Origin of the sequence: Devosia enhydra, assembly GCF_900119845.1 — a bacterium.
Lineage (GTDB): Bacteria > Pseudomonadota > Alphaproteobacteria > Rhizobiales > Devosiaceae > FPKU01.
The window spans coordinates 82663-106660 of record NZ_FPKU01000003.1 but is presented as its reverse complement, the minus strand read 5'-3'; the positions used below and the strand labels follow the sequence as shown (position 1 = coordinate 106660).

Annotated in this window: 26 protein-coding genes; 20 read left to right on the top strand and 6 right to left on the bottom strand. The window is 67.2% G+C overall.

The annotated features are described in order from the left end of the window. Positions 1–61 precede the first annotated feature (61 nt). Both BT183_RS15220 and BT183_RS15215 read right to left on the bottom strand, forming a co-directional pair. On the bottom strand, positions 62–664 hold the full coding sequence (locus BT183_RS15220) for a superoxide dismutase (protein WP_072345106.1): 603 nt from the start codon (positions 662–664) through the stop codon (positions 62–64). Positions 665–787: 123 nt separating this feature from the next. Then, entirely contained in the window at positions 788–2863 is a 2076-nt protein-coding gene (locus BT183_RS15215) for a S9 family peptidase (protein WP_072345104.1), read from the bottom strand. Between the two features lie 329 nt (positions 2864–3192). On the opposite strand from BT183_RS15215, the gene BT183_RS15210 reads away from it, so the two are divergent. The 11 genes from BT183_RS15210 (at position 3193) to BT183_RS15160 (ending at position 11706) form a co-directional block, all read left to right on the top strand. Beyond that, positions 3193–5541 (top strand): putative monovalent cation/H+ antiporter subunit A, encoded by a 2349-nt coding sequence (locus tag BT183_RS15210; protein ID WP_143145886.1) that lies wholly within the window; start codon positions 3193–3195, stop codon positions 5539–5541. Further along, entirely contained in the window at positions 5538–5960 is a 423-nt protein-coding gene (locus tag BT183_RS15205) for an MnhB domain-containing protein (RefSeq protein ID WP_072345102.1), read from the top strand. Before BT183_RS15210 ends, BT183_RS15205 begins: the two co-directional genes overlap by 4 nt. After that, positions 5960–6337 (top strand): Na+/H+ antiporter subunit C, encoded by a 378-nt coding sequence (locus tag BT183_RS15200; protein ID WP_072345099.1) that lies wholly within the window; start codon positions 5960–5962, stop codon positions 6335–6337. Before BT183_RS15205 ends, BT183_RS15200 begins: the two co-directional genes overlap by 1 nt. Positions 6338–6350: 13 nt before the next feature. Next, positions 6351–7925, top strand: a complete 1575-nt coding sequence (locus tag BT183_RS15195; protein ID WP_072346243.1) for a proton-conducting transporter transmembrane domain-containing protein — start codon at positions 6351–6353, stop codon at positions 7923–7925. Beyond that, positions 7922–8281, top strand: coding sequence for a Na+/H+ antiporter subunit E (locus BT183_RS15190; RefSeq protein WP_072345097.1), 360 nt, complete (start codon positions 7922–7924; stop codon positions 8279–8281). The genes BT183_RS15195 and BT183_RS15190 overlap by 4 nt, the downstream gene beginning before the upstream one ends. Next, on the top strand, positions 8278–8583 hold the full coding sequence (locus BT183_RS15185) for an MrpF/PhaF family protein (protein WP_072345095.1): 306 nt from the start codon (positions 8278–8280) through the stop codon (positions 8581–8583). Before BT183_RS15190 ends, BT183_RS15185 begins: the two co-directional genes overlap by 4 nt. Then, positions 8580–8930, top strand: a complete 351-nt coding sequence (gene mnhG / locus BT183_RS15180) for a monovalent cation/H(+) antiporter subunit G (protein ID WP_072345093.1) — start codon at positions 8580–8582, stop codon at positions 8928–8930. Before BT183_RS15185 ends, mnhG begins: the two co-directional genes overlap by 4 nt. 127 nt (positions 8931–9057) lie before the next feature. Further along, entirely contained in the window at positions 9058–9480 is a 423-nt protein-coding gene (locus BT183_RS15175) for a Ros/MucR family transcriptional regulator (protein ID WP_210185492.1), read from the top strand. 60 nt (positions 9481–9540) lie between these two features. Continuing rightward, on the top strand, positions 9541–10344 hold the full coding sequence (gene blaOXA, locus BT183_RS15170; protein ID WP_244545355.1) for a class D beta-lactamase: 804 nt from the start codon (positions 9541–9543) through the stop codon (positions 10342–10344). A gap of 146 nt (positions 10345–10490) precedes the next feature. Further along, positions 10491–10934, top strand: a complete 444-nt coding sequence (locus BT183_RS15165; RefSeq protein WP_072345089.1) for a helix-turn-helix domain-containing protein — start codon at positions 10491–10493, stop codon at positions 10932–10934. After that, positions 10927–11706: a DUF6456 domain-containing protein gene (locus BT183_RS15160; protein ID WP_072345087.1), complete on the top strand. Its 780-nt coding sequence runs from the start codon at positions 10927–10929 to the stop codon at positions 11704–11706. The genes BT183_RS15165 and BT183_RS15160 overlap by 8 nt, the downstream gene beginning before the upstream one ends. Positions 11707–11766: 60 nt before the next feature. Here BT183_RS15160 and BT183_RS15155 read toward each other — a convergent pair whose 3' ends face one another. The 3 genes from BT183_RS15155 to BT183_RS15145 all read right to left on the bottom strand — a co-directional run bounded on the left by BT183_RS15155 (position 11767) and on the right by BT183_RS15145 (position 14128). Continuing rightward, complete coding sequence (locus BT183_RS15155) at positions 11767–12699, bottom strand: IS110 family RNA-guided transposase (RefSeq protein ID WP_072345086.1); 933 nt, start codon at positions 12697–12699, stop codon at positions 11767–11769. Positions 12700–13115: 416 nt separating this feature from the next. Then, a complete protein-coding gene (locus BT183_RS15150; RefSeq protein WP_072345083.1) occupies positions 13116–13529 on the bottom strand; it encodes a SufE family protein in 414 nt (137 codons plus the stop codon). A 209-nt stretch (positions 13530–13738) separates the two neighbouring features. Further along, positions 13739–14128, bottom strand: a complete 390-nt coding sequence (locus tag BT183_RS15145) for a hypothetical protein (protein WP_072345080.1) — start codon at positions 14126–14128, stop codon at positions 13739–13741. 306 nt (positions 14129–14434) lie between these two features. On the opposite strand from BT183_RS15145, the gene BT183_RS15140 reads away from it, so the two are divergent. From BT183_RS15140 to BT183_RS15125, 4 genes are all read left to right on the top strand, one after another. Further along, on the top strand, positions 14435–15946 hold the full coding sequence (locus tag BT183_RS15140) for a PAS domain-containing sensor histidine kinase (protein WP_072345079.1): 1512 nt from the start codon (positions 14435–14437) through the stop codon (positions 15944–15946). Continuing rightward, positions 15943–17295 (top strand): peptidoglycan-binding domain-containing protein, encoded by a 1353-nt coding sequence (locus tag BT183_RS15135; RefSeq protein ID WP_143145837.1) that lies wholly within the window; start codon positions 15943–15945, stop codon positions 17293–17295. The genes BT183_RS15140 and BT183_RS15135 overlap by 4 nt, the downstream gene beginning before the upstream one ends. Positions 17296–17300: 5 nt before the next feature. Further along, the gene (locus tag BT183_RS15130; protein WP_072345073.1) at positions 17301–17630 is read left to right on the top strand and encodes a DUF1491 family protein; all 330 of its coding nucleotides are present in this window, start codon (positions 17301–17303) and stop codon (positions 17628–17630) included. A gap of 162 nt (positions 17631–17792) precedes the next feature. Next, a complete protein-coding gene (locus BT183_RS15125) occupies positions 17793–18080 on the top strand; it encodes a GIY-YIG nuclease family protein (RefSeq protein ID WP_072346239.1) in 288 nt (95 codons plus the stop codon). Positions 18081–18318: 238 nt separating this feature from the next. Here the strand turns inward: BT183_RS15125 and BT183_RS15120 are convergent, their stop codons facing one another. Then, positions 18319–19464: a DUF2336 domain-containing protein gene (locus BT183_RS15120; RefSeq protein WP_072345071.1), complete on the bottom strand. Its 1146-nt coding sequence runs from the start codon at positions 19462–19464 to the stop codon at positions 18319–18321. Between the two features lie 197 nt (positions 19465–19661). Here BT183_RS15120 and BT183_RS20810 point away from each other — a divergent pair, with 197 nt between their 5' ends. The 5 genes from BT183_RS20810 (at position 19662) to BT183_RS15100 (ending at position 23996) form a co-directional block, all read left to right on the top strand. Then, complete coding sequence (locus BT183_RS20810) at positions 19662–19835, top strand: hypothetical protein (protein WP_177282578.1); 174 nt, start codon at positions 19662–19664, stop codon at positions 19833–19835. Positions 19836–19840: 5 nt separating this feature from the next. After that, positions 19841–20659, top strand: a complete 819-nt coding sequence (locus BT183_RS15115; RefSeq protein WP_072345068.1) for a hypothetical protein — start codon at positions 19841–19843, stop codon at positions 20657–20659. 444 nt (positions 20660–21103) lie between these two features. Beyond that, the gene (locus tag BT183_RS15110) at positions 21104–21541 is read left to right on the top strand and encodes a hypothetical protein (RefSeq protein ID WP_072345065.1); all 438 of its coding nucleotides are present in this window, start codon (positions 21104–21106) and stop codon (positions 21539–21541) included. A gap of 3 nt (positions 21542–21544) precedes the next feature. Continuing rightward, complete coding sequence (locus BT183_RS15105) at positions 21545–22801, top strand: DNA-packaging protein (RefSeq protein WP_342078964.1); 1257 nt, start codon at positions 21545–21547, stop codon at positions 22799–22801. A 34-nt stretch (positions 22802–22835) separates the two neighbouring features. Further along, a complete protein-coding gene (locus tag BT183_RS15100; RefSeq protein ID WP_072345062.1) occupies positions 22836–23996 on the top strand; it encodes a phage portal protein in 1161 nt (386 codons plus the stop codon). Positions 23997–23998: the final 2 nt, after the last annotated feature.

Sequence of the window (23998 nt, the reverse complement as noted above, 5' to 3'; positions counted from 1 at the left end):
GAAAAAGCAAAGGGCCCGCGACAGGCGTCGCGAGCCCTTCTAAAATCATCAGGCGCAGAGATTACTTGGCGGCGGCTTCGTAGAGCTCGGCCACATAGTCCCAGTTCACGAGGTTGTCGACGAACGCCTCGAGATATTTCGGGCGGGCATTGCGGTAGTCGATGTAGTAGGAGTGCTCCCACACATCGACGCCCAGCAGCGGGGTGCCGCCATGAACGAGCGGGTTCTCGCCATTGGGGGTCTTGGTGACCTCGAGCTTGCCGTTCTTGAGCGTGAGCCAGGCCCAGCCCGAGCCGAACTGGCCGGCGCCGGCGGCGAGGAACGCCTCGCGGAACTTGTCGTAGCCGCCGAGGTCGGCATCGATGGCCTTCTGCAGGGCGCCCGGCAGGGACTTGCCGCCGCCATTGGGCTTCATCCACTTCCAGAAATGGATGTGGTTGTAATGCTGGCCGGCATTGTTGAAGAGGCCGGCATTCTTGCCGTAGCTCTCCTTGACGATCTCTTCGAGGCTCTTGCCCTCGAGGCCCGAGCCTTCGAGCAGCTTGTTGCCATTGGTCACGTAAGCCTGGTGATGCTTGTCGTGATGGTATTCCAGAGTCTCCTTGGACATGTAGGGTCCAAGCGCATCATAGGCATAGGGCAGGGGGGGCAGTTCAAAAGCCATTCTCGTAGCCTCCGTGTTGAGTTCGTCGGGCATGCCGGCGGCCCCTTGGGGCTGCCGAAGGAAGGGTTGGCCTCCATATAGGCGCTTTGTGCGACAGCGCCAATGACCCAAGGGGCTGTTTGGTTACGCCTTTCCGGCACAGACGACCGCGAAGGCGTAGGACAGCGCCGTCTCCTTGATGCGATCGAACCGCCCCGAGGCGCCGCCATGGCCGGCCCCCATATGGGTCTTGAGATACAAGGGATTATCGTTAGTGCGGGTTGCACGCAGCCGGGCCACCCATTTGGCCGGCTCCCAATAGGTAACGCGCGGATCGGTGAGGCCCGCCAGCACCAGCATGGGGGGATAGGCCTTGGCCTCGACATTTTCGTAAGGGGCATAGGCGGCGATGCGGCGATAATCCTCGACCGAGGCGATGGGGTTGCCCCATTCGGGCCATTCGGGCGGGGTCAGCGGCAGGGTATCGTCGAGCATGGTGTTAAGCACATCCACGAACGGCACCTCGGCGATGAGCCCGCCCCAGAGATCGGGCCGCATGTTGGCGACGGCCCCGATGAGCAGCCCGCCGGCCGAGCCGCCCTGCGCCACGATGCTGCCCTTGCCGGTATAGCCCGACGCGATCAGGGTTTCGGCCGCCGCGATGAAATCGGTGAAGGTGTTGGTCTTGTGGGCCTGCCGGCCCATCCGGTACCAGCGATAGCCCTTGTCCATGCCGCCGCGCACATGGGCCACGGCATGCACGAAGCCCCGATCGATGAGCGAGAGGTTCGAGACCGAGAAGGCGGCCGGCATCGCCATGCCATAGGCGCCATAGCCATAGAGCAGGCAGGGGGCGCTGCCATCGAGGGTAAGGCCCTTGCGGAAGGTCAGCGTCACCGGCACGGTCTCGCCATCGGCCGCCGTCGCCAAGATGCGGCGGGTCTCGTAGGCGGAGGGATCGTGGCCGGAGGGAACCTCCTGCTCCTTGAGGAGCGTGCGCGCCCCGGTCTCGAGATCGAGATCGTAGATGCGCGAGGGCGTGGTGGGGGAGGCGTAGGTGAAGCGGATGGTTGCGGTGTCGAACTCGTAGCCCGAGGCCATGCCGAGCGCATACGCCTCCTCGGCAAAGCCGATGGTCTCCTCCTTGCCGGTGCGCAGGTCTCGGGACACGATGCGCGGCAGCCCCTCATGCCGCTCGAGCCGCAGCATGTGGTTGGCGATGACGAAGACGTCGAGCACCAGCACGCCCTCGCGATGGGGCACGAGATCGACCCAGTTCTCGGCCGCCGGCGTGTCGGCTGAAACCGTCACGATCTTGAAATCCTCGGCGCCCCCGGCATTGGTGCGGATAAAGAGCGTGCCGCGGCGCTCATCGATATCGTATTCGCGGTTCTCGACCCGCTCGGCGACGCAGCGCGGCGGCCCGCCCTCAAGGGCGTCGATCAGCCAGACTTCGGAGGTCTGGTGGTCATGGGCATCGATGACGATGAAGCGGCCCGAGAGCGTCTTGTCGACCGAGACGAAAAAGCCCGGGTCGTTTTCCTCATAGACGATGGCGTCGGCCGATTGCGGGGTGCCCAGATCGTGCCGGCGCACGCGGAAGGGGCGGTGGTTGTCATCGAGTTCGGTGTAGTAGATGGCCCTGCCATCGGCCGACCAGGTGCTGTCGCCCGCCGTGCGCTCGATGGTTTCGCCGGTATCCCGGCCGGTGGCGATATCGCGGATAATGATGGAATAGTATTCCGAGCCCTGCCGATCGACCGACCAGGCGAGGAGCCGGTGGGTGGGGTCGTGATCGGCCCCCGCAAATCCGAAATAGCCCTCGCCGGCCTCGGCATTGCAATCGAGCAGGATGGTTTCGGGGCCGCCCTCGCGCGGGGTGCGCACGATGAGGGGATATTGCTGGCCTTCGAGCATGCGCGAATTATAGGCGAAGGGACCATCGGGGGAGGGGACCCCGGAATCGTCTTCCTTGATGCGGCCGCGGATCTCGCGATAGATCGCATCGACCAGCGCCGCCTGCGGCTCCTCAAGCCCGGCCTTGGTGTAGGCATTTTCGGCCTCGAGATAGGCGCGGATATCGGCGGGCAGGGTTTCGGGCTCTTCCATCACCTCCTGCCAGTTTTCGGCCCGCAGCCAGTCGTAGGGATCGCTGCGCGTCACCCCGTGATGGGTGCTGGTGTGATCGCGTCTGTCGGCGACTGGCGGCGTGAGGGGCATGGGCTTGGCATCCGGGTCTGTGGCGAGGCGGGCTTTGAGGCGGCGGCGGGTTCAGGGCGAGAATCGCCCCGGAGACCGGCTGTCGCGGGGAAGGCGGGCGGCGCGAAGACCGCTCATCGCTATGTAATTGCTCGCAACCGCCGCTTCCACCCCCACTAAACTGTGGCAAACCCGCCTGCGACCATCGGTTGCGCCGATAAGTCTTGCTCAGGGGGTAACCCTTGTTAATGTGCCGCTGCAACTGCCGGGTGCCGGGGACGAACGACCACAGGGCCGGTGCCAGAAACTAGCGAGGACCCTTGGACCTGTCGCTCGACATTGCCATTGCCATGGTCGCCATCGTGCCGTTTCTCGCGGCCGCCGTGGCGCCATTCATCCACAGAGTGGCGGGTGCAGCGACCGGCTGGGTCCTCGCCATCGTGCCGGCGACGATCTTCGTGTTCCTCTGGGGCTTTGTCGGGCCGGTTTCCGAAGGCCGGTTCGTGTCGGCCGGCATCGACTGGGTGCCCAGCTACGGGCTGACGCTGAGCTTTTTCGTGGATGGGCTGGCGCTGATGTTCGCGCTCGCCATTTCGGGCATCGGCACCTTCATCCTCATCTATTCAGGAAGCTATCTCAAAGGGCACCCCCATCAGGGGCGGTTCCTCGCCTTCATCACCGCCTTCATGGGCGCGATGCTCGGTCTCGTGCTGTCCGACAACGTGCTCGGGCTCTTCCTCTTCTGGGAGCTGACCTCGGTCACCTCGTTCCTCTTGATCGGCTTCGACCACGGGCGGGAAAAGGCGCGGCGCGCCGCCATCCAGGCCATCGTGGTGACAGGGGCGGGCGGGCTGGCGCTGCTGCTGGCAGCGCTGCTGCTCAACCGGCTCTTCGGGGTGTGGGACATTTCGGCCATGATCGGCTCGGGTCTCGACCTGCGCGGACATGGGGCCTATGGGCTGGTGCTGGGGCTGGTGCTGCTTGCCGCCTTCACCAAATCGGCCCAGTTTCCCTTCCATTTCTGGCTGCCCAACGCCATGGAGGCGCCGACCCCGGTCTCGGCCTTCCTCCATTCGGCCACCATGGTGCAGGGCGGGGTGTATCTGCTCGCGCGCACCACCCCGCTGCTCGGGGGCACCGATGCGTGGTTCGTCATTCTCGTCACCTTCGGCGGCTTCACGCTGATCTGGGGGGCGCTCGCCGCCATCCGCCAGACCGACATGAAGCAGATGCTGGCCCAGACGACGCTGGCCTCCCTCGGGCTTTTGGTGCTGCTCATCGGGCTCGGCACCGAGGCTGCGTTCCTCGCCATGGCGCTCTATTTCATCGCCCATGCGCTCTACAAGGCCGGGCTGTTCCTCACCGTCGGCATCATCGACCACGGCACCGGCACCAAGGACATTACCCGGCTCGGCGGCCTGCGCGACCCGATGACGGCGACCTTCATGGCCGCCATCCTCGGAGGGCTGGGGATGATCGGGCTGCCGCCGCTCGTGAGCTATATCGCCAAGGAAGAGATGTATCTGGCGCTCGCCAGCGGCGACCCGCTGAGCCTTGCCATTCTCCTTGTGCTGGTGGTGGGCAATGGATTGCTGGCTGCGGTCGGCCTTGCCATCATGATCCGCCCCTTCATGGGCCCGTTGCGGGAAACCCCGCATCCGCCCCATGAGGGCGATGTCGCCAGCCTCTCCGGCCCGCTCGTTTTCGGCACCATCGGCGTTCTGGGCGGCATCGCGGCGGTGTGGCTGGGCGAAAGCCTCGTCGCGCCGGCTGCTTCGTCCATCGCCAATGTCGCCTATGAAAGCCACATCAAGCTCATCGTCGACCCCCGCTCGGTGCTGTTCTGGCTCTCGATCCTGACCTGGGCGGTGGCGGGGCTGGCCTATTGGCGCCTCGATGCCCTGCGCGCGGGCCTGCAACGGCTTGCCGCCGCGCCGCGCTGGAGCTTCGACCAGGGCTTCGATGCGGTGATGTTCGGCCTCGTGCGCGGCGCGGCAGCGCTGACGCGGCTGCTGCATCATGGCCGGCTCGAGCTCTATCTCGTCGTCTTCTTCATCGCGCTGGCGGTGGCGCTGCTCGCCCCGCTCTACCTGCTCGACGGCCTGCCGGCGCTGCCGCCCATGCCCGATCTCACCTTCTACGAATGGGGTGTGATGGCCGTGGCCGTGGCGGGCGTGGTGACCGTGGTGGTGGCGCGCCGGCGGCTCTTTGCCATCCTCGCGCTCGGCATCCAGGGACTGGCGATCGCGCTGCTCTTCATGCTGTTCGGCGCGCCCGATCTCGCCTTCACCCAGTTCATGGTCGAAATCCTGTCGGTGGTGATCCTCACCCTGGTGATGACGCGGCTGCGGCTCGACCATGAGGATCCGCGCCCGCTCGAGGATTTCGCGCGCGACGGCATGATCGCACTGCTCTGCGGGGTGGGTGTGACGCTGCTGATGCTGCGGGTGGTGAGCCTGCCGTTCGAGGATCGGCTCAGCGCCTTTTTCGCCACCTACAGCGCCGAGATCGCGCATGGGCGCAATATCGTGAATGTCATCCTCGTGGACTTCCGCGGGCTCGATACTCTGGGCGAGATCTCGGTGGTGATGGCCGCCGGCATCGCCATTCTGGCGCTGATCCGCAGCCAGAAGCGGCCGGCGCCGCCGGAGCAACCCCTCGTCGCGCCCTCGGGCGATGCCAGCCGGAGCGCGCCATGAACACGCTCATCTTCCGCACGATCGGGCCGTTCCTCGTCGCCATCATGCTGGTATTCTCGGTGTTCGTGACGCTGCGCGGGCACAACGAGCCGGGCGGCGGGTTCATCGGCGGTCTGATCGCGGCCTCCGCCATCGCGATCTACGGCATGTCATCCGGCGTTGCGACGGTGCGGCGGGCCCTGCGCGTCAACCCCATCGCCATCGCGGGAGCCGGTGCAGCGCTGTCTGGGATCGCGGGCTTTGCCTCGCTGGCCTTCGAGGCGCCGTTCATGACCGGGCTCTGGGCCATCGCCGAGATCGGCGGCTATGAGATCAATGTCTCGAGCCCGATGGTTTTCGACATCGGCGTCTATCTCGTCGTGCTGGGCACGATTTCGGCGGTGGCGCTGGCGCTCGAGGATGATGGGGGAGAAGACTGATGGAAGTTGCTGTTGTTCTCCTCATCGGGCTTTTCACGACGGTTGCGGTCTATCTGCTGCTGTCGCGCTCGGTGATCCGCATGCTGCTGGGCCTCACGCTTCTGGGCAATGCGGTGAACCTTCTGATCTTCGTGGGTGGACGGCTGACGCGCGCCGTGCCGCCGCTGGTGCCCGCCAACGTCTATGTGCCCGAGCCGCCCTTCGCCAATCCGCTGCCGCAGGCGCTGATCCTCACGGCCATCGTCATCGGCTTTTCGATGTTCGCCTTCCTGCTGGTCCTGGGCTATCGCGCCTATCAGTCGCTCGATGCCGACGATACCGACAGGATGCGGCTGGCCGAACCCGAAGGCGGCCCCAACCCGCCTTTGAGCTATTGAAATGGGCCAGCCGATGATCACCACACCCACGCCCTGGAGCGACTGGGTCGTCATACTGCCGGTTGTGCTGCCGCTGCTGGCCGCGGCGGTGCTGTTGGCGCTGCGCGGCATGCGCGCCCTGCAGGCGCCCGTGGCGGGGCTCGTGACCTTCGCGGTGCTGCTGTGCGGCCTCGAACTGCTGACGCGCACCAGCGATACCGGCCCCGTCTCGATGACCATGGGCAAGTGGCTGCCGCCCTTCGGCATCAGCTTCACCGCCGATGTGATGAGCGCGATCTTCGTGCTGGTTTCGGCGCTGGTGACGCTGGTGGTGATCGCCTATCTGCAGATGGAGCGATCAGAAAGCGATGGCCGCTCGGGGCTTTATCCGCTGGTGCTGCTGCTTTTGGCGGGCGTCTGCGGGTCGTTCCTTACGGGGGACCTATTCAACCTCTATGTCTGGTTCGAGGTGATGCTGATCGCCTCCTTCGGGCTTTTCGTTCTGGGCGGGCGCAATATCCAGCTCGATGCGACGCTGAAATACGGCTTCCTCAACTTTCTGGCGACGACCATCTTCCTTGCCTCGCTCGGCGTGATCTACGGGACGCTCGGCACGCTCAACATGGCCGACATCACGCTGGTCGCGCCCGATGCCGACCCGGCGGTGATGACCACCATTGCCGCCCTGCTGCTGCTTGCCTTCGGCATGAAGGCGGCGGCCTTTCCGCTCAACCAGTGGCTGCCGGCCTCCTATCACGCACCATCGGCGGCGCTTTCGGCGCTGATGGCGGGGCTTTTGACCAAGGTTGGCGTCTATGCGCTGCTGCGCTCGCTCGTGGTGCTGATGCCGGCGGGAAGGGACCTGCTCGAGCCGGTGATCGCGACGGTGGCCATCTTGACCCTCGTCGTCGCGCCGCTCGGGGCCATCGCCGAGACCAATCTGCGCCGGGCCATCGGCTTTCTCGTCATCGGCGGCATCGGCTCGGTGATGGTGGGGCTGGCGCTGCCCGACATGCATGGGCTGGCGGGATCGACGCTCTATATCGTGCATTCCATGCTGACGATGACGGCGCTCTATTGCGTCGCGGGGCTGGTGGAAAAGCTGACCGGGCGCACTGACACGCGCGAGATGGGCGGGCTCTACGCGGCCTCGTCTCCGGTCTCCATCCTCTTCATCCTGCTGGTGTTTTCGGCTGCCGGCCTGCCGCCTTTCCTTGGCTTCTGGCCCAAGCTGCTGCTGCTTGAGGCCGGGATCAGCGGCGCCGAGATCGCCAACTGGCAGATCGACTGGCTGGCGATGGCGATGATCGGCGCGCTGCTGGTCAATGCCTGGCTGACGCTGATCGCCGGGACGCGGCTCTGGGCGCATGTGTTCTGGCGCAACGGTCCGGCCGGCGCGCCCGACGGTGCAGCAGGGCCGGTGGCTCATCCGCTGACCGCAGCGCAGCAGCGCTTTGGAACGGGCGCCAGCATCGTCCTGGTCGGGCTGATCCTTGCGGCCGGGCTCTGGCCCAACCTGCTGATCGAGACGGCGCGGCTGGCGGCCGTGGAGATGATCGACCCGCAGCGCTATATCGCCGCCTTCGGACTGGGGACGATCGCGCCATGATGCTCAGAGCCCTGAAGATTTTCGTCATCCGCCTGCCTGCCATACTGGCGCTGGCCTGGCTGTTCGTGCGCGAACTGGTGATCAGCGCCGCCAAGGTGGCCTGGTTGGTGATGCAGCCGGACCTGATGAACAGGATCAGGCCGGCCTTCGTCGCCATTCCGCTGTCGCCGCAATCGGATGCCTCGATCACCATGCTGGCCAATCTGATCACGCTGACCCCCGGCACGCTGTCGGTGGATGTCTCGGAGGATCGCAGCCTGCTGTTCATCCATGTGATGACCATGGGCAACAAGGAGGATCTCGTCGCCGAAATCGCATCCGGCTTCGAGGCGCGGGTCAAGGCGGTGTTCCAATGAGCGCCATGGAGCTGCTGTATCACGCCACCACCTTCGGGATGGTGATGCTGCTGCTGGCGCTGTTTTTCGGGCTCGTACGGCTGTGGCGCGGCCCCAGCCTCGCCGACCGGATCCTCGCGCTCGATACGCTCAGCCTCGTGGGGCTGGCACTGATCGCGGTGTTTGCCCTGCGCACCTTGCAGATGGCCTATCTCGATATCGCCATCTCGCTCGGGCTCGTGGGCTTTCTCGCCACCGTGGCGCTGTCGCGCTACCTGATGCATCGCGAGACCCCCGCCCAGCAACCGGAGCAGGAACGATGAGTATCGCCGAACTCTTCGCGCTCATCGCGGCACTGTTCGTGGTCATCGGCTCGGTCTTCGTGCTGCTCGCGACGATCGGGCTCTTGCGCTTGCCCGATCTCTATACCCGCATGCATGCGGCATCCAAGGCCGGGGCCATCGGCTCGGGCCTGCTGCTCATCGCCATCGCGCTGGTCGCCCAGGATGGCGCCGTGACGATCCGGGCGCTGTTCGGGCTCGTATTCATCGTCCTGACCACGCCCGTCTCGGCCCACCTTCTGGCGCGGGCCGCCTATCGCGTGGGCCTGCGGCCACACTCTACTACCCGCCTCGACGAGTTGGCAGACTATACGCCGCCCCGATCATAGTATTGCCACGTTGGTAACTTTTTCTGGCCGGGCTCTTGCACGTTGCATTTGCTCTGGAACAGCATTAAAGAGGCAGCGGCCAGGCTGAATGCCCCCGCCCCCCGACCCGAAAAGAGAAGGACCACCAATGAGCGAAATGAACGGCGCGATGCCTGAAAGTGATAACGATCTCATCGACCTGAGCGCCGATATCGTTTGTGCCTATGTCAGTCACAATGCCCTGAGCGTTACCGATCTGCCGCGGCTGATTGCCGATGTGCATGGCGCCCTCAAGGGGTTGCGCGGCGCCGTTGCGCCCGAGCCCGTCGAGGAGCTGAAGCCGGCCGTGCCGGTGCGCAAGTCTGTCGCGCCCGACTACATCATCTGTCTCGAAGACGGCAAGAAGTTCAAGTCGCTGAAGCGCCACCTGCGCACGCACTATAACCTGTCGCCCGAAGAATACCGCGAGAAGTGGGGCCTGCCGGCCGATTACCCGATGGTTGCGCCCAACTATTCCGCGACCCGGTCTCGCCTTGCCAAGGACAACGGCCTCGGCCGCAAGGCCGGCTGATCACTATCGATGTCGGGGGCGAATAGAGCTGCATCCCCGTCCCGGGGGTGCAGTTTTTCATTGAAGCCTGCGCTGCTGCTGACCGCGCTCGTGCTGGTCGTTACCATCGCCGCAGGCCTGCCGGCGCGTGCGGCAACCCTGTGCACGCTCGTCGCCGATGCGCGCAGCGGCGTTATCCGGCATCAAAGCGGCACGTGCGACGAACCGGTGACGCCGGCTTCGACATTCAAGATCGCCCTGGCCGTTCTGGGGTTCGAAGCCGGAATCCTCACCGCCGACGATGCTCCGGTGATGACGATCAGGCCCGGCGAGCCCGATTGGGGCGGGCCGGCCTGGCACCGCCCGGTGGACCCGCGGGCCTGGATGACCCATTCGGTCGTCTGGTATTCCCAGCGCATCGCCGCCAGCCTCGGTGCGCAGAGGCTCGAGGCCGGAGCGCGTCGGCTGGGTTATGGCAATGCCGATTTTGCCGGCGACCCCGGCAAGGATAATGGCCTACAACGGGCGTGGATTTCATCGTCGCTGCTGATTTCGCCGCGCGAGCAGGTGGCGTTTCTCGCCGCGCTTGCCACCGATGCGCTGCCCGTCGATCGCGCCAGCATGGCCCTTGCCCGCAGCATCGTCGAAACCAACGCAGCGGGCGGCTGGACCCTCCATGGCAAGACCGGCAGCGCCTATCCCCGCCGCGCCGATGGCAGCCTCGACCGCGCGCGCGGCTGGGGCTGGTATGTGGGCTGGGCCGAACGCGACGGGCAGCTGCTGACGTTCGCGCGGCTCGCCCAGGACGAACGGCGCGAAAGCGTGTCGGGTGGGCTCAGGGCGCGAGAGAGCCTGATCGTGGATTGGGTCGGGCTGGTGCGGTAAGGGCATCTTTCCGCGACGCGTGATTTTGCCGCCACCACTATACCGCTGTTGAAGTCTTGATGCCGGCGCCATAACTGGCGCCGACAACTTATCCCCGCCACCTCTTGCCCAACGTATAGGAATAATGTCCTATAACGGAGGTAAAGATGGCTGAGGGGTGGGCCGGCGGCGTGGATGGGCCAAGTGTGTGCGGCAGGCAGGGGGTGCGGCGCCTGCGCAGCCTGGATGCGGCGTGGCGCAGCGACAGCCTTGCCGGGCGGCTGGTTGGGATTGTCGCTTCCGAACGGGACATGAGCCTCACCGTGCTGTTGCAGGGCTCGCGCGGAACCGCCCCGGTGGCGGAGGCGCGGCAGCTGGCGATGTATCTTGTGCATGTGATCCTGGGCCGCAGCTACACCGAAATCGGTCGGCTTTTCGGTCGCGATCGCACCACGGTGGCCCATGCCTGCGCCATCATCGAGGACCGCCGCGACGAGCCCGAATTCGAGCGCCGGATCGCGGCCCTGGAGGCGCGGCTCGAAGCGGCGGTGGAGGCCGCCGATGACGAGGGTGAGGCTAGCCCGATGCTGCGGAGTGGCACACATGGCTGAGCGCAAGGCATCATCTGTCCGCGACGACCGCCCGACCCGCATCCGCTTCGTGCGGATGATGGTGGCGGGGGCCACGACACATGAGGATGGCGGGGCGGTGACGGCGGCGCTGGCAGCCCGGCGCGTGCACCTGCCGGTTTCGGCGGTCCGCGATCTCGCGGGCCAGGGGGTGCTGATGCGGGAGGCTGGGGCGTGGCGCGCCGGAGAGGGGGCACGGAGCTGGCTGCGCCGGGCGCTTTCGGAAAGCGACACGCCCCATGCCGACCAGCATCGAACCATCGCGATGGCGGCGGGTGTTGCCACCAATCTCGCTGAAAGCCCGTTGGCGCGTCTGGCGACGGGGGCGGAGGCGTTCCTCATGCCGCATCAGGTGGAAGCGGGGGAAAGGCTGCGCCGGCTGGTGGAGCGGGCGCATCTGCAACCCCGGCTCACCATGCGCTATTCGGCGACCCATACGGCGAGCGGCGGTGGCAATGGGGCAGCCGACATCTCGGACATGGCGGCGGAGGCACGCCGGCAACTCGGGCGGCTTCACGGGGCCTTGCCGGCCGATTGCGCCGGTGTGGTGATGGATGTCTGCGGGTTCTCCAAGGGCCTGCAACAGGTGGAGACCGAACGCGGCTGGCCCCGGCGCAGCGCCAAGCTCGTGCTGCGCATCGGGCTCGAGCAACTGGCCCAGCAGTTCGGACTGTCGCCCCGGGCGCAGGGGCGCGAGCGGGTGGCGAGCCGGGGCTGGATGGCTGAGGGCGGGCGGCCGGGAATCTGGGAGTGATGACGGCGCAGAAGAGCGTGTTTTCCCTTCTCCTGAGGGGAGAAGCGACTGTCTTGGATTTCAAGTGTGTTGCCACGGTCTTTGATCCCTGATGATTGCGTTGAGGATGGTGAGGAGTTTTCGCGCGACTGCGATACTGGCGACCAGTTTTGGTTTGCCATTGGCAATGAGGCGGTCTCGGAACGTCTTGAGTGTTGGGTTGTGACGCGCTGCAACCAGAGCGCCCATGAACAGGGCAGCGCGCACGGCAGGTCTGCCACCCCCGATCATGCTGCGCCCGCGCCATGAGCCCGATTGCCTTGTATAAGGGGCGAGCCCGGCCAGCGCCGCGATCTGACGGGGACTGAGCGTTCCCAGTTCAGGCAGCTGGGCCGTCAAGTTGCGCGCTATGGTTTTGCCAATGCCGGGAACGGAGGACAGAAGATCTTCCTTGTCCCGCCATACCGGCGTTCCGCGCACCGCCTTGTCGATATGGGCATCCAGTTCGCGCAGATTGTCCTCAAGCATGGTGAGGCTGCGCGCAATGGAGGTTCTGACCCGTCCTGGCGCGGCCTGCTGGCGGCGCATGCGCTCTGGAACCAGCATGATGACGATCTGCCTGCGGCGCGTCATCAACGCCTCGAGCTCGCGTGTGGCGTCATCGGGGATTGGCCTTGGCTCGGGATGCACCGCCGCGATGAACAGGGCAATCAACCTGGCATCGATGGGATCGGTCTTTGCCCGCAACCCGATGGCCTGCCCATAATGGCGAACCTGCGCGGGGTTCAGAACCACAACCGGCAGCCCTGCGGCGGCCAGTTCTGCCACAGCCAGACGCTCGTAGCGTCCTGAGGCCTCAAGGCCGATGCAGTCGATGCCTTCAAGGCGGTGCAGTCGCTCCACCAGGGACGCGACCCCGACCTCGTCATTGTCGACTGCAAGGCACTCACCCTTTGGATGCACATACACATCCAACCGGCTCTTGCTCACATCGATACCTACGGTGATATCCATCTCTTCCCCTCCTTGCCTAAACGGGCTCGCGCGTTTGCGGCCCTGGCGACTGTTCGGGATCAATGGATCGATGCGGAGCGCTCCGGACTTCTCCCCGGGCTCTATTGACCGTGGTGGCATCGAGCTGCCCCGCATCACCGCACCTGATGATCGGTCAGATAACGGCAACGTCAAGTTACAAGGCGGCCCGCAGGGCCGGATGAGGGGTTCAGATCATGGGCGTAGCCGAGAGGCTGAACCCCTCACCCCGACCCTCTCCCCTCAGGGGAGAGGGGGACGAGAGATCCGCGAATAGGGCTATAGATGAGATGGCGCGAAGGCCGCGTCCTTTTCCTTCTCCCCTTGAGGGGAGAAGGGGCAAGAGATCGGCGCGAGACTGCTTCTTCCTATCTTCTCTGAGGGGAAGACGGGAGGTTTCAGGCGATGGCGCGGGCTTCGGAGCGGATGCGGTTGACCATGGCGACGAGACCGTTGGAGCGCTGGGTGGTCAGGTGTTCGCGCAGGCCCAGTTCGTCGAAGATGGCGATGGCGTCGGTTTCGGCGATGTCGGGGGCGGTGCGGCCCGAATAGAGCGCGATGAGCACGGCCACGAGGCCCTTGACGATCAGCGCATCGGAATCGCCGCGAAAGCGCAGGAGATCGCCGTCGCGCTCGCTGACCAGCCAGACCTGCGAGACGCAGCCATGCACCTTGTAGTGCGGCGCATGCTCTTCGACCGAGAGCGACGGCAGCGCCTTGCCCAGCTCGATGAGGTAGCTGTAGCGATCCTCCCAGTCATCGAGGAAGGAGAGGTTCTCGGCGATTTCGGTGAAGGGCTGCGGATGGGTCATGGCCCTTAGATACGCCAAGAGCATGCCGGAACCTAGGGCGGGAACGCTGCCCGCACGAGGAAAATGGCAAGGAATAATGCCGCAGGCACGGGGCAGCGTGCCTGCGGCGGTCGACCCGGGACGGGCCTCGGGGAAGTGAGGCCGGCCGGGATGGGGTCGTGGTCGCGTCTCCGGACGGCGAACCGGTATCGACTGCGCCTTAAGCGGTTCTAGCTGCGCCAGCGGGGGCGCGGCTGGGGGAAGGGCGCGAAGGGATCGGGCGGCGGATCGCTGGCCGCAGCCAGAACCGGCACGGCCTGCGGAGGATCGGGCAGCACCGCAAGTGCGGAGGCGGGCGGCGGAGGCAGGGCGGGGCGGGCCTGCGTGCCGGTCATCGCCAGGGCGTTGGCCGTAATGGCATTGGTAACAAGGTCGGGCAGGGCGCAGGCAGAACCGCCGCAGGCCCTGTCGATGGCCGCCTCGACCACGATGCGCGTGCCGGCCTCGATGGCGTCGCCGGCGGCAGCGCCGGCGCGCGCCTCGATCTCGGCGACCCCGCCATGGGGCACCATCACGAGATAAGCGAGCGACAGCCAGAAGGCGGAACGCAGGATAAACATGGCTCTTTTCTCCCTTGCGGGAATGGTCGGCTGCGGCCGGAACGACATGCCCCGGGCCATCAGGGAAGCATCGCGCGGCTTAAGGCATCGCGGCCCGAATGGGTTGCATTTGAACAAAATGCAGGGTTTCCGAAGCCTTTCGCCCGGCAAGGAACTGTTTACGCTAGCGACAGAAACCACCGCCGAATCAGGCCTATAGACGGCGCCTGCGGGCTCCGGAGGGGCCGGCTTAAGGCCCTCTTAGCTCTTGGCGTGGAGGGTGGCGGCACCAAGAGACCCAACCAGATCCGGGACCCGTCCGCCTCCATGCCCAGCATCGTCACACGCCTGTTCGGGCGCGCCGGGCAGGATCCGGCACCGGCACGGCAGGCCCCCATGGGCCTTGTCGGATCCGGGCTGCTCGCCGGGCTGTCGATGCCGATGCGGCTGGTGCTGCTGGCCGGGGTGGCGGGGCTGCCCTTTGGCGCCTATGGGCTGAGCCAGGGCACGCCGGCGGGCCTGCTCGCGGCCGCATTCTCGCTGGCACTGGGGCTGGCCGTGCCCGTGGCGCTGCATGTGGCCCGCCGTCGTGAGGGCGCGACGGCGACGCGCCCGGCCGCGGGGCTGGGCCAGGCCGACATGCGCGACCTGCTCGAAAAGCTGCGCGACGGAGTGATGCGGCTTGGCGAGGATGGCGGGGTGCGCTTTGCCTCGGGCTCGGCCGCAACGCTGCTGGGCTGCCCGCGCTATGGCCTTTTGGGGCAGGGGTTGTTCGAGCGCGTGCATGTGCTCGACCGGCCGGCCTGGCTGACGGCGCTCGACACGGTGCGGCGCACCGGCGCCGGGCGCATCGTGGAACTGCGGCTGCGCCAGGACGATGCCGAGGGCCTGACGCGGGCGCCGCGCTTCATTCTGGCTTCGGCCGAACTCAGCCGCTCGGCCGATGGCCGCGAGGTGCTGGTGATTCTCGAGGAGATCGGCATCGGCATGCCCGCCGAAGGCGCCGCACGGCAGGCGACAGAGGGTGGGGATGCGCTGCCCCATGGCGCGCAGCTGTTGGCCACCATCGGCCACGAACTCAAGACCCCGCTCAACGCCATCGTGGGCTTTGCCGACATGCTGGGCGACGGGCTGGCCGGCCAGCTCAACGCCACCCAGAAGGATTATGCCGGGCTGATCGGCAAGAGCGGACGGCACCTGGTGGGGGTCGTCGATGCGCTGCTCGATTATTCGCGCATCGAGGCGGGGCGATTCGCGCTCGAGCCGCAGCTCTTCGACCCCGCAGCGATCGTGGCCCCGAGCCTCGCCATGGTGGGAGCGATGGCGCAGAGCCATGGCGTGACGTTGAAAACCGAGCTGCCCGCCGCCCTGCCGGCCGTGATGGCGGACGAGCGCGCCTGCCGGCAGATTCTCATCAACCTGCTGACCAACGCCATCAAATTCAGCCAGAAGGGCGCGACGGTCAGCGTATCGCTGCGCCGGCAGGGGCGGCATCTCTGCCTGCAGGTAAGCGATTCGGGCATCGGCATGGACACCGATTCGCTGGCCCGGCTCGGCGAGCCCTTCTTCCAGGCCCAGCAGGGCCTTGACCGCCGCTATGAGGGCACCGGGCTCGGGCTTTCGATCGTCAAGGGGCTCGTGGGCCTGCATGGCGGGCGCATGGTGGCCCAGTCGAGCCCGGGCGAGGGCACGGTGATGAGCGTTCTTCTGCCCATAAACGGTCCGGCAACCAAGTTGGAGGACACTGGCCAGGTCGTATCCCTCGACAGGGACCCGTCCAACCAGCCCATGCCCCAACCCATGACCACATGGCCCGACGCAAGAAGAAGAGCAAGATGACAGCGACCACGCTCACCCACCTGCCGCTGGCGGCGGGTGGTGCCATCGCCCATTCCGCCAAGCGCGCCGCCCTCTGGGGCATTGCCAGTTACATGCGGGCGCCGCTCGCCAATACGGCGATCACGGCGCTTGTGAGCTTTTCCGTGCTCGCCGGAAGCAACGCGCTCTATCTGCAAAAGGGCGAGCATCCCGCCCCGCTTTTCGGGGTGAACCGGGAGGCGCCCGCCCCTGTCGCGCCCCCGGCCGAGACCGCCCCTGCCGTGCCGGTGCTGCGCGAGACGGCGCGCGTGCCGGCCATGGCCACGCCGCAGCGCGAGACGACGGGCAGCGTCGCCGCGCCGCGCACCGCGCCCGAGGGCGCCATCGGCAACAAGGACGTGTTCGAGGTGCAGCGCAAGCTCCAGGCGATGGGGCTGTTCACCGACCGTGTCGACGGGTTCTACGGACCCAAGACGGCCAGTGCCATCCGCGCCTTCGAGCAGCGCCAGGGGCTGACCCCGCGCGGTGAATTGAGCCGCGAGATCGTGCAGAAGATCCTCGCCACATCGATCGCGAGCCCGGCTCCGGCCGCGGTGCAGCGGGCGACCCCCGAGCCGGTGGCTGCCCCGCAACAGGCGAGCGTGCCGCGCGCCGAGCCCCTGCCGCTGGTGGCGCCGGCGGTTGCGCCGGTTTCGGGTCCGGTCAATGCGGTGAACGCGCTGATCGCGCCGCCCCCCGCGCCATCGGCCCAGATTCCGGCCGCGACCACTCCGGCAGCGGTGCCGCTTGCCGCAACCGTCACGCCCCTGACGCTGGGCGGCGCGGCAGCGATGGCCGCGCAGCAGCCGCGCGACGGCCTGCGCCGCGAACTGCCGGCCACCCCGCAGCAGGCGATGGACATCGCGGTCGAAACGGCCGGCGATGCCATCGAGACGATCATCCAGGGCGTGCAATCGGTGGCGATGACCAGCCCACCGGCCCAGGCGCAGCCCGCTCCGGCGCCGGCCCAGATCGCCGCGATCCAGCCCATGCCGGCCCTGCCGCAGCCGATGCCGACAGCACCGACGCCGACACCTCCGGCCCCAGTAACCGCGGCGGCGCTGCCGCAGGCGGTGCAGGCGAGCACGGCTGCGACGACCACCGCCTCGATCGGCGCGGCGGCGTTCTCGCCGCATGACCGCGAGGTGGTGGCGCGCATCCAGCGCGGGCTGGCGAGCCTGGGGTTCCTCCACGGCCCGGCCGATGGCGTGGCCGGGGAAGCGACGGCGCGGGCGATCCGCAATTTCGAGGTCTATTACAACTACGACGTGACCGGCCGCGTGGCGCCCGAGCTTGTCGACCTGCTGCTCGACAAGGGCGCGGTGCTCTAGCAGCCATGCTGCGCAGCGATATCTGGGTCGGCGCCTTCGTGCGTCGCCACAATGACAAGGGCCATCTCTGCGTGCTCTCGCGCCGGGGCGATCCGATCGCGGGGCAGGTGTTCATCGAGATCGATCATCTCGACGGCACGATGAGCCTTTTCGCTCCCGCCCCGATGGCGCTGCGCAAGGACGACGGCACCGACCGCGTGTTCCAGCGCCGCTTTACCCGCGCGCCCGCGCTTGATGTGCGCGAAAGGCTGCGGCGCGAGGCCGATTTCGACCCCGATTTCTGGCTCGTGAGCCTCGATATGCGGGGGGATGATATCGGGGTGAGCGTGGTTTAGGGGGGGAGGGTCCCGAACCTCGTGCTTCGAGACGCGCCTTCGGCGCTCCTCAGCATGAGGTTCTCAGGGATTTTAGGGAAGGTATCTATTGCAACTGGCCCCTCGGGCCCTCATCCTGAGGTGCTTTGCGCAAGCAAAGCCTCGAAGGACGAGGGCGGTGCTGTGGACATAGTGGTCTATATCCTGCGCTGCGCTGACGGCTCCTATTATGTGGGTAACACCCGCAAGCCGATCGAGCAACGCGTTGCAGAGCATAATGGCGGTCTGATCGCTGGGTATACACAAAGTCGGCCGCCGGTGGAGCTGGCTTACTCAGAGGTCACCAATGTCCTCATTGTCGCCTTCGAGCGGGAGCGACAGCTCAAAGGCTGGAGCCGCGCCAAGAAGGAGGCGTTGATCGCGGGACAGTCGGAGGATTTGCCGCGATTGGCCAGCCGGAGAAAGCGGTAAGCGAAGAGCCCGAACCTCGTGCTTCGAGACGCCCCTGCGGCGAGCCATTCGCGCATAGCGCTCATGGCCTTCCTGCGCTTCGGTCGCTCCACAGGAGCGCCCGGACCCTGCGGGTCGCTTGGAAGCCTCAGCATGAGGTTCTGAGGGGTTTCAGAGAAAGTATCTACTGCACCTGCCTTTCGGCCCTCATCCTGAGGTGCTTTGCGTAAAGCAAAGCCTCGAAGGACGAGGGCGGCGCCTAGCTGGCGCGGCGGGTGCTGAGTTTGCCGAGGGCTTCGATGGCGGCTTCTACCCCCACAGTGCGGGTGGCGAGGCCGGTGCGGGTGCGGCGGACCGGTTCGGCGCGGAAGGGGGCGAATTCGGGTTTGCCGAGATCGAGCAGGTTCACCTCGCCGCGCCACGAGCTCATGAGATAGGCGCAGGCATCGGCGCTGACGCTGTCGAAAAGCTCCGAGAAGGTGGCGAGCGCGGCCGACCTATCGGTGTCGTGGGCGGTGGCGTGGATGAGCACCTTGAGCCCGTCGGCCGCCCGGCAGCCAAAGCCGCGCAGGATGACGAACAGTGCCGCGCCGCTCGAATCATGGGCGATCTGGCCGCAGCGCACCTCGTCGAGCCCGGTGATCTGGTGCAGGAGGCGTGTGACCTCGGGACGGCGGTTTTCGGAGAAGAGTTTCATCAGCGCGCGGGTCAGCTCGTCGATGGCGACGGTGAGCTGTTCGAGCGTGCGCCTGATCGGCGCCTCGGGCGTCGGGCGGCGGGCAAAGGCGGAAATGACCTTGAGCCGGTCGGCTTCGTTGAGGTCAAAGAAGGCCGGCGCGAGCAGCGCGGCATCGAAATCATCGCGCGCCGCCAGCGACCAGGCGACCTGATGATCCATCTGCGCGGCGCGGGCCAATGCCCCGAGATAGGCGCCCGAGGGCCGGATGGCGGTGTTGGTGGCGAGCGCGCGATAGACCTTGCGGCTGTTCATCTGGAAAAGCCGCGCAAGCACCGGATTGGTGAGATCGCTCCGCCGGGCGAGGGCGGCGCCGGCCAGCACGTCGCCGGTGGAGACCACGCCAAGCATGGTGGCTTCGCTGAGCCGGGTGGCGGCGACGAGGAAATCGGGCAGGTCGCTGCCGATATTGGCCACCACCAGCGCTTCGAGCTCGGGGGAAAGACTGTCGGATCGCCCGAGCGTCGCGGCGGCCTTGGAGCGGGCGGCGGGGCTGCCGGCGGCAAAGAGCCTGTCCACAAGCGCGAGGAACTGCTCGGTTTCGGCCGCGGTGGGCTTGCTGCGGCGCGCAAAGGCATCGCAGGCCGCCACGAGCAGCGTGTTGGTGCGATCAAGACCCCCGGTCTCGATCATCTGCTGGAAGGTATCGTAGGGCTGGAAGCCGGCCATCTTGTGTCCAGGAAGCCACGCGCGGCGGCGCGAATCGCGTTGACCTCCAATCTTCCAGTCAATCGTTAGCGAACTGTTAACCTTACCGAACCCCTAATGGCAGGCATCGGGGCGAATTCGAAGCCGGCTTGGGGAAGCCGGCCCGGGCGGCGAACCGGCCATTCCGGCCGGGCGATCCGTCGTCGATGGAGGCCGGATTGGGAAAGCTGTTGTCGTTTACTGCAAAGCCGGAAACGGACCGAAAACCGCCGCCGCCGGGGGCGATGCCGGGCAAGCTGCTGCTGTTCACCGGCATCCGCTACGAGCGGAGCGAAGCACCGCAGCCCGACAAACCCGACCAGCGCAGCGGCTCGCGGCGCCGGCGCGGATGAGGGCTTTGGCGCGTGTCGGCCTGGGGCTCGTGCTCGCGCTTGCGACGGCCAGCGGAGCGCTGGCGCAACCGCGTCCGCTGGGCGATTTCGGCCGCCCCAAGCCATCGGTGTGGCATGACGAGGTGCTGCCGGCGCTGGGCAGCGGGCGGGCACGGCTCTTCGGGGAGGGCGGCTCGGACCTCATCGTGACCGATGCCGAGCGCGAGATGGCCGACCGGCTCTGGCGCTACGAGATTTCGCCCCATGCCGCCGACTGGGTGTTCGATGCCTCGGCCGAATTGCGGCGGGTGCGCATCGCCTCATCGGCGCGGGCAAAGCTCGATCTGTCGCGCTATTTCAACTGGCTCAAGAGCACGGGCTATGCCTCCTCGGGCACGCGGTTTCGCACCGTGGCCGACCATGTGCGGGCCGATATCGATCTTTTGCCTCAGGCCTTCGCGGCGATCTGCGCGGTGATGGAGCTCGATGCGCAACGGGCTTATGCGGCGAGCCAGCTGGCGGTGGCCGATGCGCGGCTCACCCGGCAGGTGGCGCTGCGGGCGCAGGACAACGCCATCGCCATCACCCGCTTCGTGGCGCTGCTCGAATTCCGCCACGCCAGCTATCTCTACGCGCTCGACCGGCTTCTGGTGGAAAGCCCCGACCCTTCGGCGCGCGAGGCCGATGGGCGGATCGCCGATCTCGAGATCTGGGTGGGGGAGGCGCTGGCCGGCCGCTTCTGCCATGCGCCGGGTTTTCTGGCGGGCCGGGCCGGGCAGGAGGCGCTGCCGGGCCGCGTGCTGATGGGGCGGGGGGATGAGGACGCGGGGTTGCCGCGGAAGTAAGGGGCTTGGGGGCGCCTGCAAGCGAACGGAGATTCCCGCTTTCGCGGGAATGACCCGGTGCGTGGGGGTGGGTCGGGGGCTGCTAAGGATAGAGAGGACCTCACCCTGAGGAGCCCCGCAGGGGCGTCTCGAAGGGCGAGGTTCGCCCGCACCGTGCTGCCCGCCCTCGTGCTTCGAGACGCGCCTTTGGCGAGCCATTCGCGCATAGCGCTCATGGCCTTCCTGCGCTCCGGTCGCTCCACAGGAGCGCCCGGACCCTGCGGGTCGCTTGGAAGCCTCAGCATGAGGGCTCAAAGGCATGAGGGCTCGGGGGAGGCAGGGGAGAGGCCACAAACTCATTGCCCGCCACAAACTTATCCCCGCGTCACGGTGATGGGGTAGAGTTCTGCCATGGTCGCAGAACTGGGCGCTGAGCCCGGCGGCCTTCATAGTTTCAGGACAGCGATGACGGATGTGACCGAAGGCGAGGCGCCGGCGCCGGCGGCGGCGGTCGACTGGGCGGCGGTGCGGGCCGAATACGAGGCCGGTGAAGAGCTGGTGCGCGAGATCATCGTCCGCCACGGCATCACCCGGAGCCAGCTCGACTGGCGCTCGCGCCGCGAGGCCTGGGCGACACGCCAGCGCGGAGTTCGGGTCGATCGCGGTGCAATGGTCGGCCGGCTCTTTCGCCTGCTCGACCGCCAGACCCTGGCCATGGAGAAGATGATGTCCGATGAACCCGATCGCGAGATGGCGGCGCTGGGCAAGCTCGTCACCACGCTCGAAAAGCTGATCGAGATCGACGAGCGCACTGCCCGCAAGGCGCCGCGCCGCCAGAGCGTGGATGCCGAGGGGCTGCGGCGCAAGCTGGCCGAGCGCATCGACCGGCTGGTCAAGGACTGAGGCGTGGAGCGCTCGATCGGTGCCCGCGCCGTCGCGGGGCTGAGCGAAGCCGAGATCACGCAGCTCTGGTACGATTTTGCCCTGACAGCGCGGCCCCAGCAATTGCCGCCCCCCGGCGACTGGACGACCTGGCTGCTGATCGGCGGGCGGGGGTCGGGCAAGACCCGCGCCGGGGCCGAATGGATCCGCAGCCTTGCCACCGCGCCGGTGCCGGTCTCGCCCATCGCGCTGGTGGGGGAAACCATGGCCGAGGCGATCGCGGTGATGATCCGGGGCGAAAGCGGGCTTCTGGCGGTACATCCGCCGGCCGAGCGGCCGGTGCTCAAGGGCACGACGCTGACCTGGCCTTCGGGCGCTGTGGCGAGCGTGCTTTCGGCCTCGGACCCGGATCGGTTTCGCGGTCCGCAATTTGCCGCCGCCTGGTGCGACGAGGTGGCCAAATGGCCGGACCCCGAAGCGGCGTGGGACATGCTGCAATTCGGGCTGAGGCTGGGGCCCCGGCCCCGCCAGCTGGCGACCACGACGCCACGGCCCACCCCGCTGATCAAGCGGCTGCTGCACGACGGGCAGACGGTGGTGACGCGGATGAAGACCGCCGACAATCGCAGCCATCTGGCGCCGGCTTTTCTCGAGGTGGTGGTGGCGCGCTATCGCGATACGGTGCTGGGGCGACAGGAGCTCGATGGCGAGCTGATCGAGGACCGGCCCGATGCGTTGTGGCGGCGCGACCAGTTCCTGCGGCCCGAACCGGGCACCGAGGCGGGGCGCACCGTGGTGGCGGTGGACCCGCCGGTGACGGGCAAAAAGACATCGGATGCCTGCGGCATCGTCGTCGCCACCCGCAGCGAAGCGGGGGCGGTGGTGCTGGAGGATGCGACGCTGCATCCGGCGCCCCCGGTGATCTGGGCCGAGCGCGTGGTGCGCGCCTTTCATGCCCATGAGGCCAATCTGGTGGTGGCCGAAGTCAACCAGGGCGGCGAGCTGGTGCGCCAGATGATCGCCCAGATCGACCCCTCCGTACCGGTCAAATCCGTGCATGCGAGCCGGGGCAAGTGGCTGCGCGCCGAACCGGTGGCGGCGCTTTATGCCCGCGGGCTCATCCGCCACGCGGCCGGGCTGGGCGCGCTCGAAGACGAAATGTGCGCCTTCGGGGCCGACGGGCTGAGCGAGGGGCGCTCGCCCAACCGGGTCGATGCGCTGGTCTGGGCCCTGACCGAACTGATGCTGGGCGACCAGGGGCCGCGCGTGCGCAGGCTCTGAGCCGACCCATTTGATTGCAACAAGGAATGCGTTCATGCCGAACTGGCTCAGCCGCCTCACGGGCGGGCAGGGCGCGCGGCCGGCCGAGACCAAGGCCGCCCCCGTGCATCACCTCGTGCGGATCGACAGCCTCAGCCCCGCCGAATGGACCGCGGCCGGGCTAGGCGGGCTTGGGCAGGCCGGCTTTGCCCGCAACCCCGTGGTCTATCGCTGCGTGCGGATGGTGGCGGAGGCGGCCAATCGCGTGCCCTTCCGCATCGAGGAGGGTGGGCGGCGACTGGCCGAACACCCGGCGCTCGCGCTGCTGCGCCGGCCCAATGCGCGGCAATCGGGCAGCGAGATGCTCGAAATGGTCTATGCCCACCTGATGGTGGCGGGGAACGCCTATCTCGATGCCGCGATCATCGACGGTGCGGTCAAGGGCCTGCATGTGCTGCGACCCGACCGGGTGAAGGTGATTGCCGGCCCCGATGGCTGGATCACGGGATACGAACACACGGCTGGCGGGCGCACGACACGGCTGCGGCAGGACAGCCTGCCCATCGCGCGGGTTCTGCATATGAGCCTGATGAACCCGCTTGACGATCACTACGGGCTCTCCCCGCTCGATGCGGCGCGCCAGGCGATCGACCTGCACAATGCCTCGGCCAACTGGAACAAGGCGCTGCTCGACAATTCGGCCCGGCCTTCGGGCGCGCTGGTCTACACCACCGGCGGGCACCTGACGCAGGAGCAGTTCGAGCGGCTCAAGAGCGAGCTGGAGGACGGATTTTCCGGCTCCCGCAACGCCGGCCGACCGATGGTGCTCGAAGGCGGGCTCGAATGGCGGGCCATGGCGCTCAGCCCCCGCGACATGGATTTCATCGAGGCGCGCAACGGGGCGGCGCGCGACATCGCGCTCGCCTTCGGCGTGCCCCCGATGCTGCTCGGCATTCCGGGCGACAATACCTATGCCAACCTCGTGGAAGCGAGCCGGGGGCTCTGGCGGCAGACCATCATTCCCTTGGTGCGGCGGGTGGCCGACGATTTGTCATTCTGGCTCGCCCCCGCCTTTGGCGAGGGGATCGAGATCATCCCCGATTTCGACGCGGTCGAGGCGCTCGCCGAAGATCGCGCCCAGCTCTGGCGACGCGTGAGTGAGGCAGGCTTCCTCACCGATGCGGAAAAGCGCGCGATGCTTGGGGTCGGCGAATAGGG

Coding starts and splice junctions, on each gene's coding strand:
- BT183_RS15185 (WP_072345095.1), top strand. CDS start 8,278: ATGAGCGCCATGGAGCTGCTGTATCACGCCACCACCTTCGGGATGGTG.
- BT183_RS15215 (WP_072345104.1), bottom strand. CDS start 2,863: ATGCCCCTCACGCCGCCAGTCGCCGACAGACGCGATCACACCAGCACC.
- BT183_RS15210 (WP_143145886.1), top strand. CDS start 3,193: ATGGTCGCCATCGTGCCGTTTCTCGCGGCCGCCGTGGCGCCATTCATC.
- BT183_RS15155 (WP_072345086.1), bottom strand. CDS start 12,699: ATGGATATCACCGTAGGTATCGATGTGAGCAAGAGCCGGTTGGATGTG.
- BT183_RS15195 (WP_072346243.1), top strand. CDS start 6,351: ATGATCACCACACCCACGCCCTGGAGCGACTGGGTCGTCATACTGCCG.
- BT183_RS15130 (WP_072345073.1), top strand. CDS start 17,301: ATGCTGCGCAGCGATATCTGGGTCGGCGCCTTCGTGCGTCGCCACAAT.
- BT183_RS15100 (WP_072345062.1), top strand. CDS start 22,836: ATGCCGAACTGGCTCAGCCGCCTCACGGGCGGGCAGGGCGCGCGGCCG.
- BT183_RS15110 (WP_072345065.1), top strand. CDS start 21,104: ATGACGGATGTGACCGAAGGCGAGGCGCCGGCGCCGGCGGCGGCGGTC.
- BT183_RS15200 (WP_072345099.1), top strand. CDS start 5,960: ATGGAAGTTGCTGTTGTTCTCCTCATCGGGCTTTTCACGACGGTTGCG.
- BT183_RS15150 (WP_072345083.1), bottom strand. CDS start 13,529: ATGACCCATCCGCAGCCCTTCACCGAAATCGCCGAGAACCTCTCCTTC.
- mnhG (WP_072345093.1), top strand. CDS start 8,580: ATGAGTATCGCCGAACTCTTCGCGCTCATCGCGGCACTGTTCGTGGTC.
- BT183_RS15205 (WP_072345102.1), top strand. CDS start 5,538: ATGAACACGCTCATCTTCCGCACGATCGGGCCGTTCCTCGTCGCCATC.
- BT183_RS15120 (WP_072345071.1), bottom strand. CDS start 19,464: ATGGCCGGCTTCCAGCCCTACGATACCTTCCAGCAGATGATCGAGACC.
- BT183_RS15175 (WP_210185492.1), top strand. CDS start 9,058: ATGAGCGAAATGAACGGCGCGATGCCTGAAAGTGATAACGATCTCATC.
- BT183_RS15145 (WP_072345080.1), bottom strand. CDS start 14,128: ATGTTTATCCTGCGTTCCGCCTTCTGGCTGTCGCTCGCTTATCTCGTG.
- BT183_RS15160 (WP_072345087.1), top strand. CDS start 10,927: ATGGCTGAGCGCAAGGCATCATCTGTCCGCGACGACCGCCCGACCCGC.
- BT183_RS15190 (WP_072345097.1), top strand. CDS start 7,922: ATGATGCTCAGAGCCCTGAAGATTTTCGTCATCCGCCTGCCTGCCATA.
- BT183_RS15135 (WP_143145837.1), top strand. CDS start 15,943: ATGACAGCGACCACGCTCACCCACCTGCCGCTGGCGGCGGGTGGTGCC.
- BT183_RS15140 (WP_072345079.1), top strand. CDS start 14,435: ATGCCCAGCATCGTCACACGCCTGTTCGGGCGCGCCGGGCAGGATCCG.
- BT183_RS15220 (WP_072345106.1), bottom strand. CDS start 664: ATGGCTTTTGAACTGCCCCCCCTGCCCTATGCCTATGATGCGCTTGGA.
- BT183_RS15165 (WP_072345089.1), top strand. CDS start 10,491: ATGGCTGAGGGGTGGGCCGGCGGCGTGGATGGGCCAAGTGTGTGCGGC.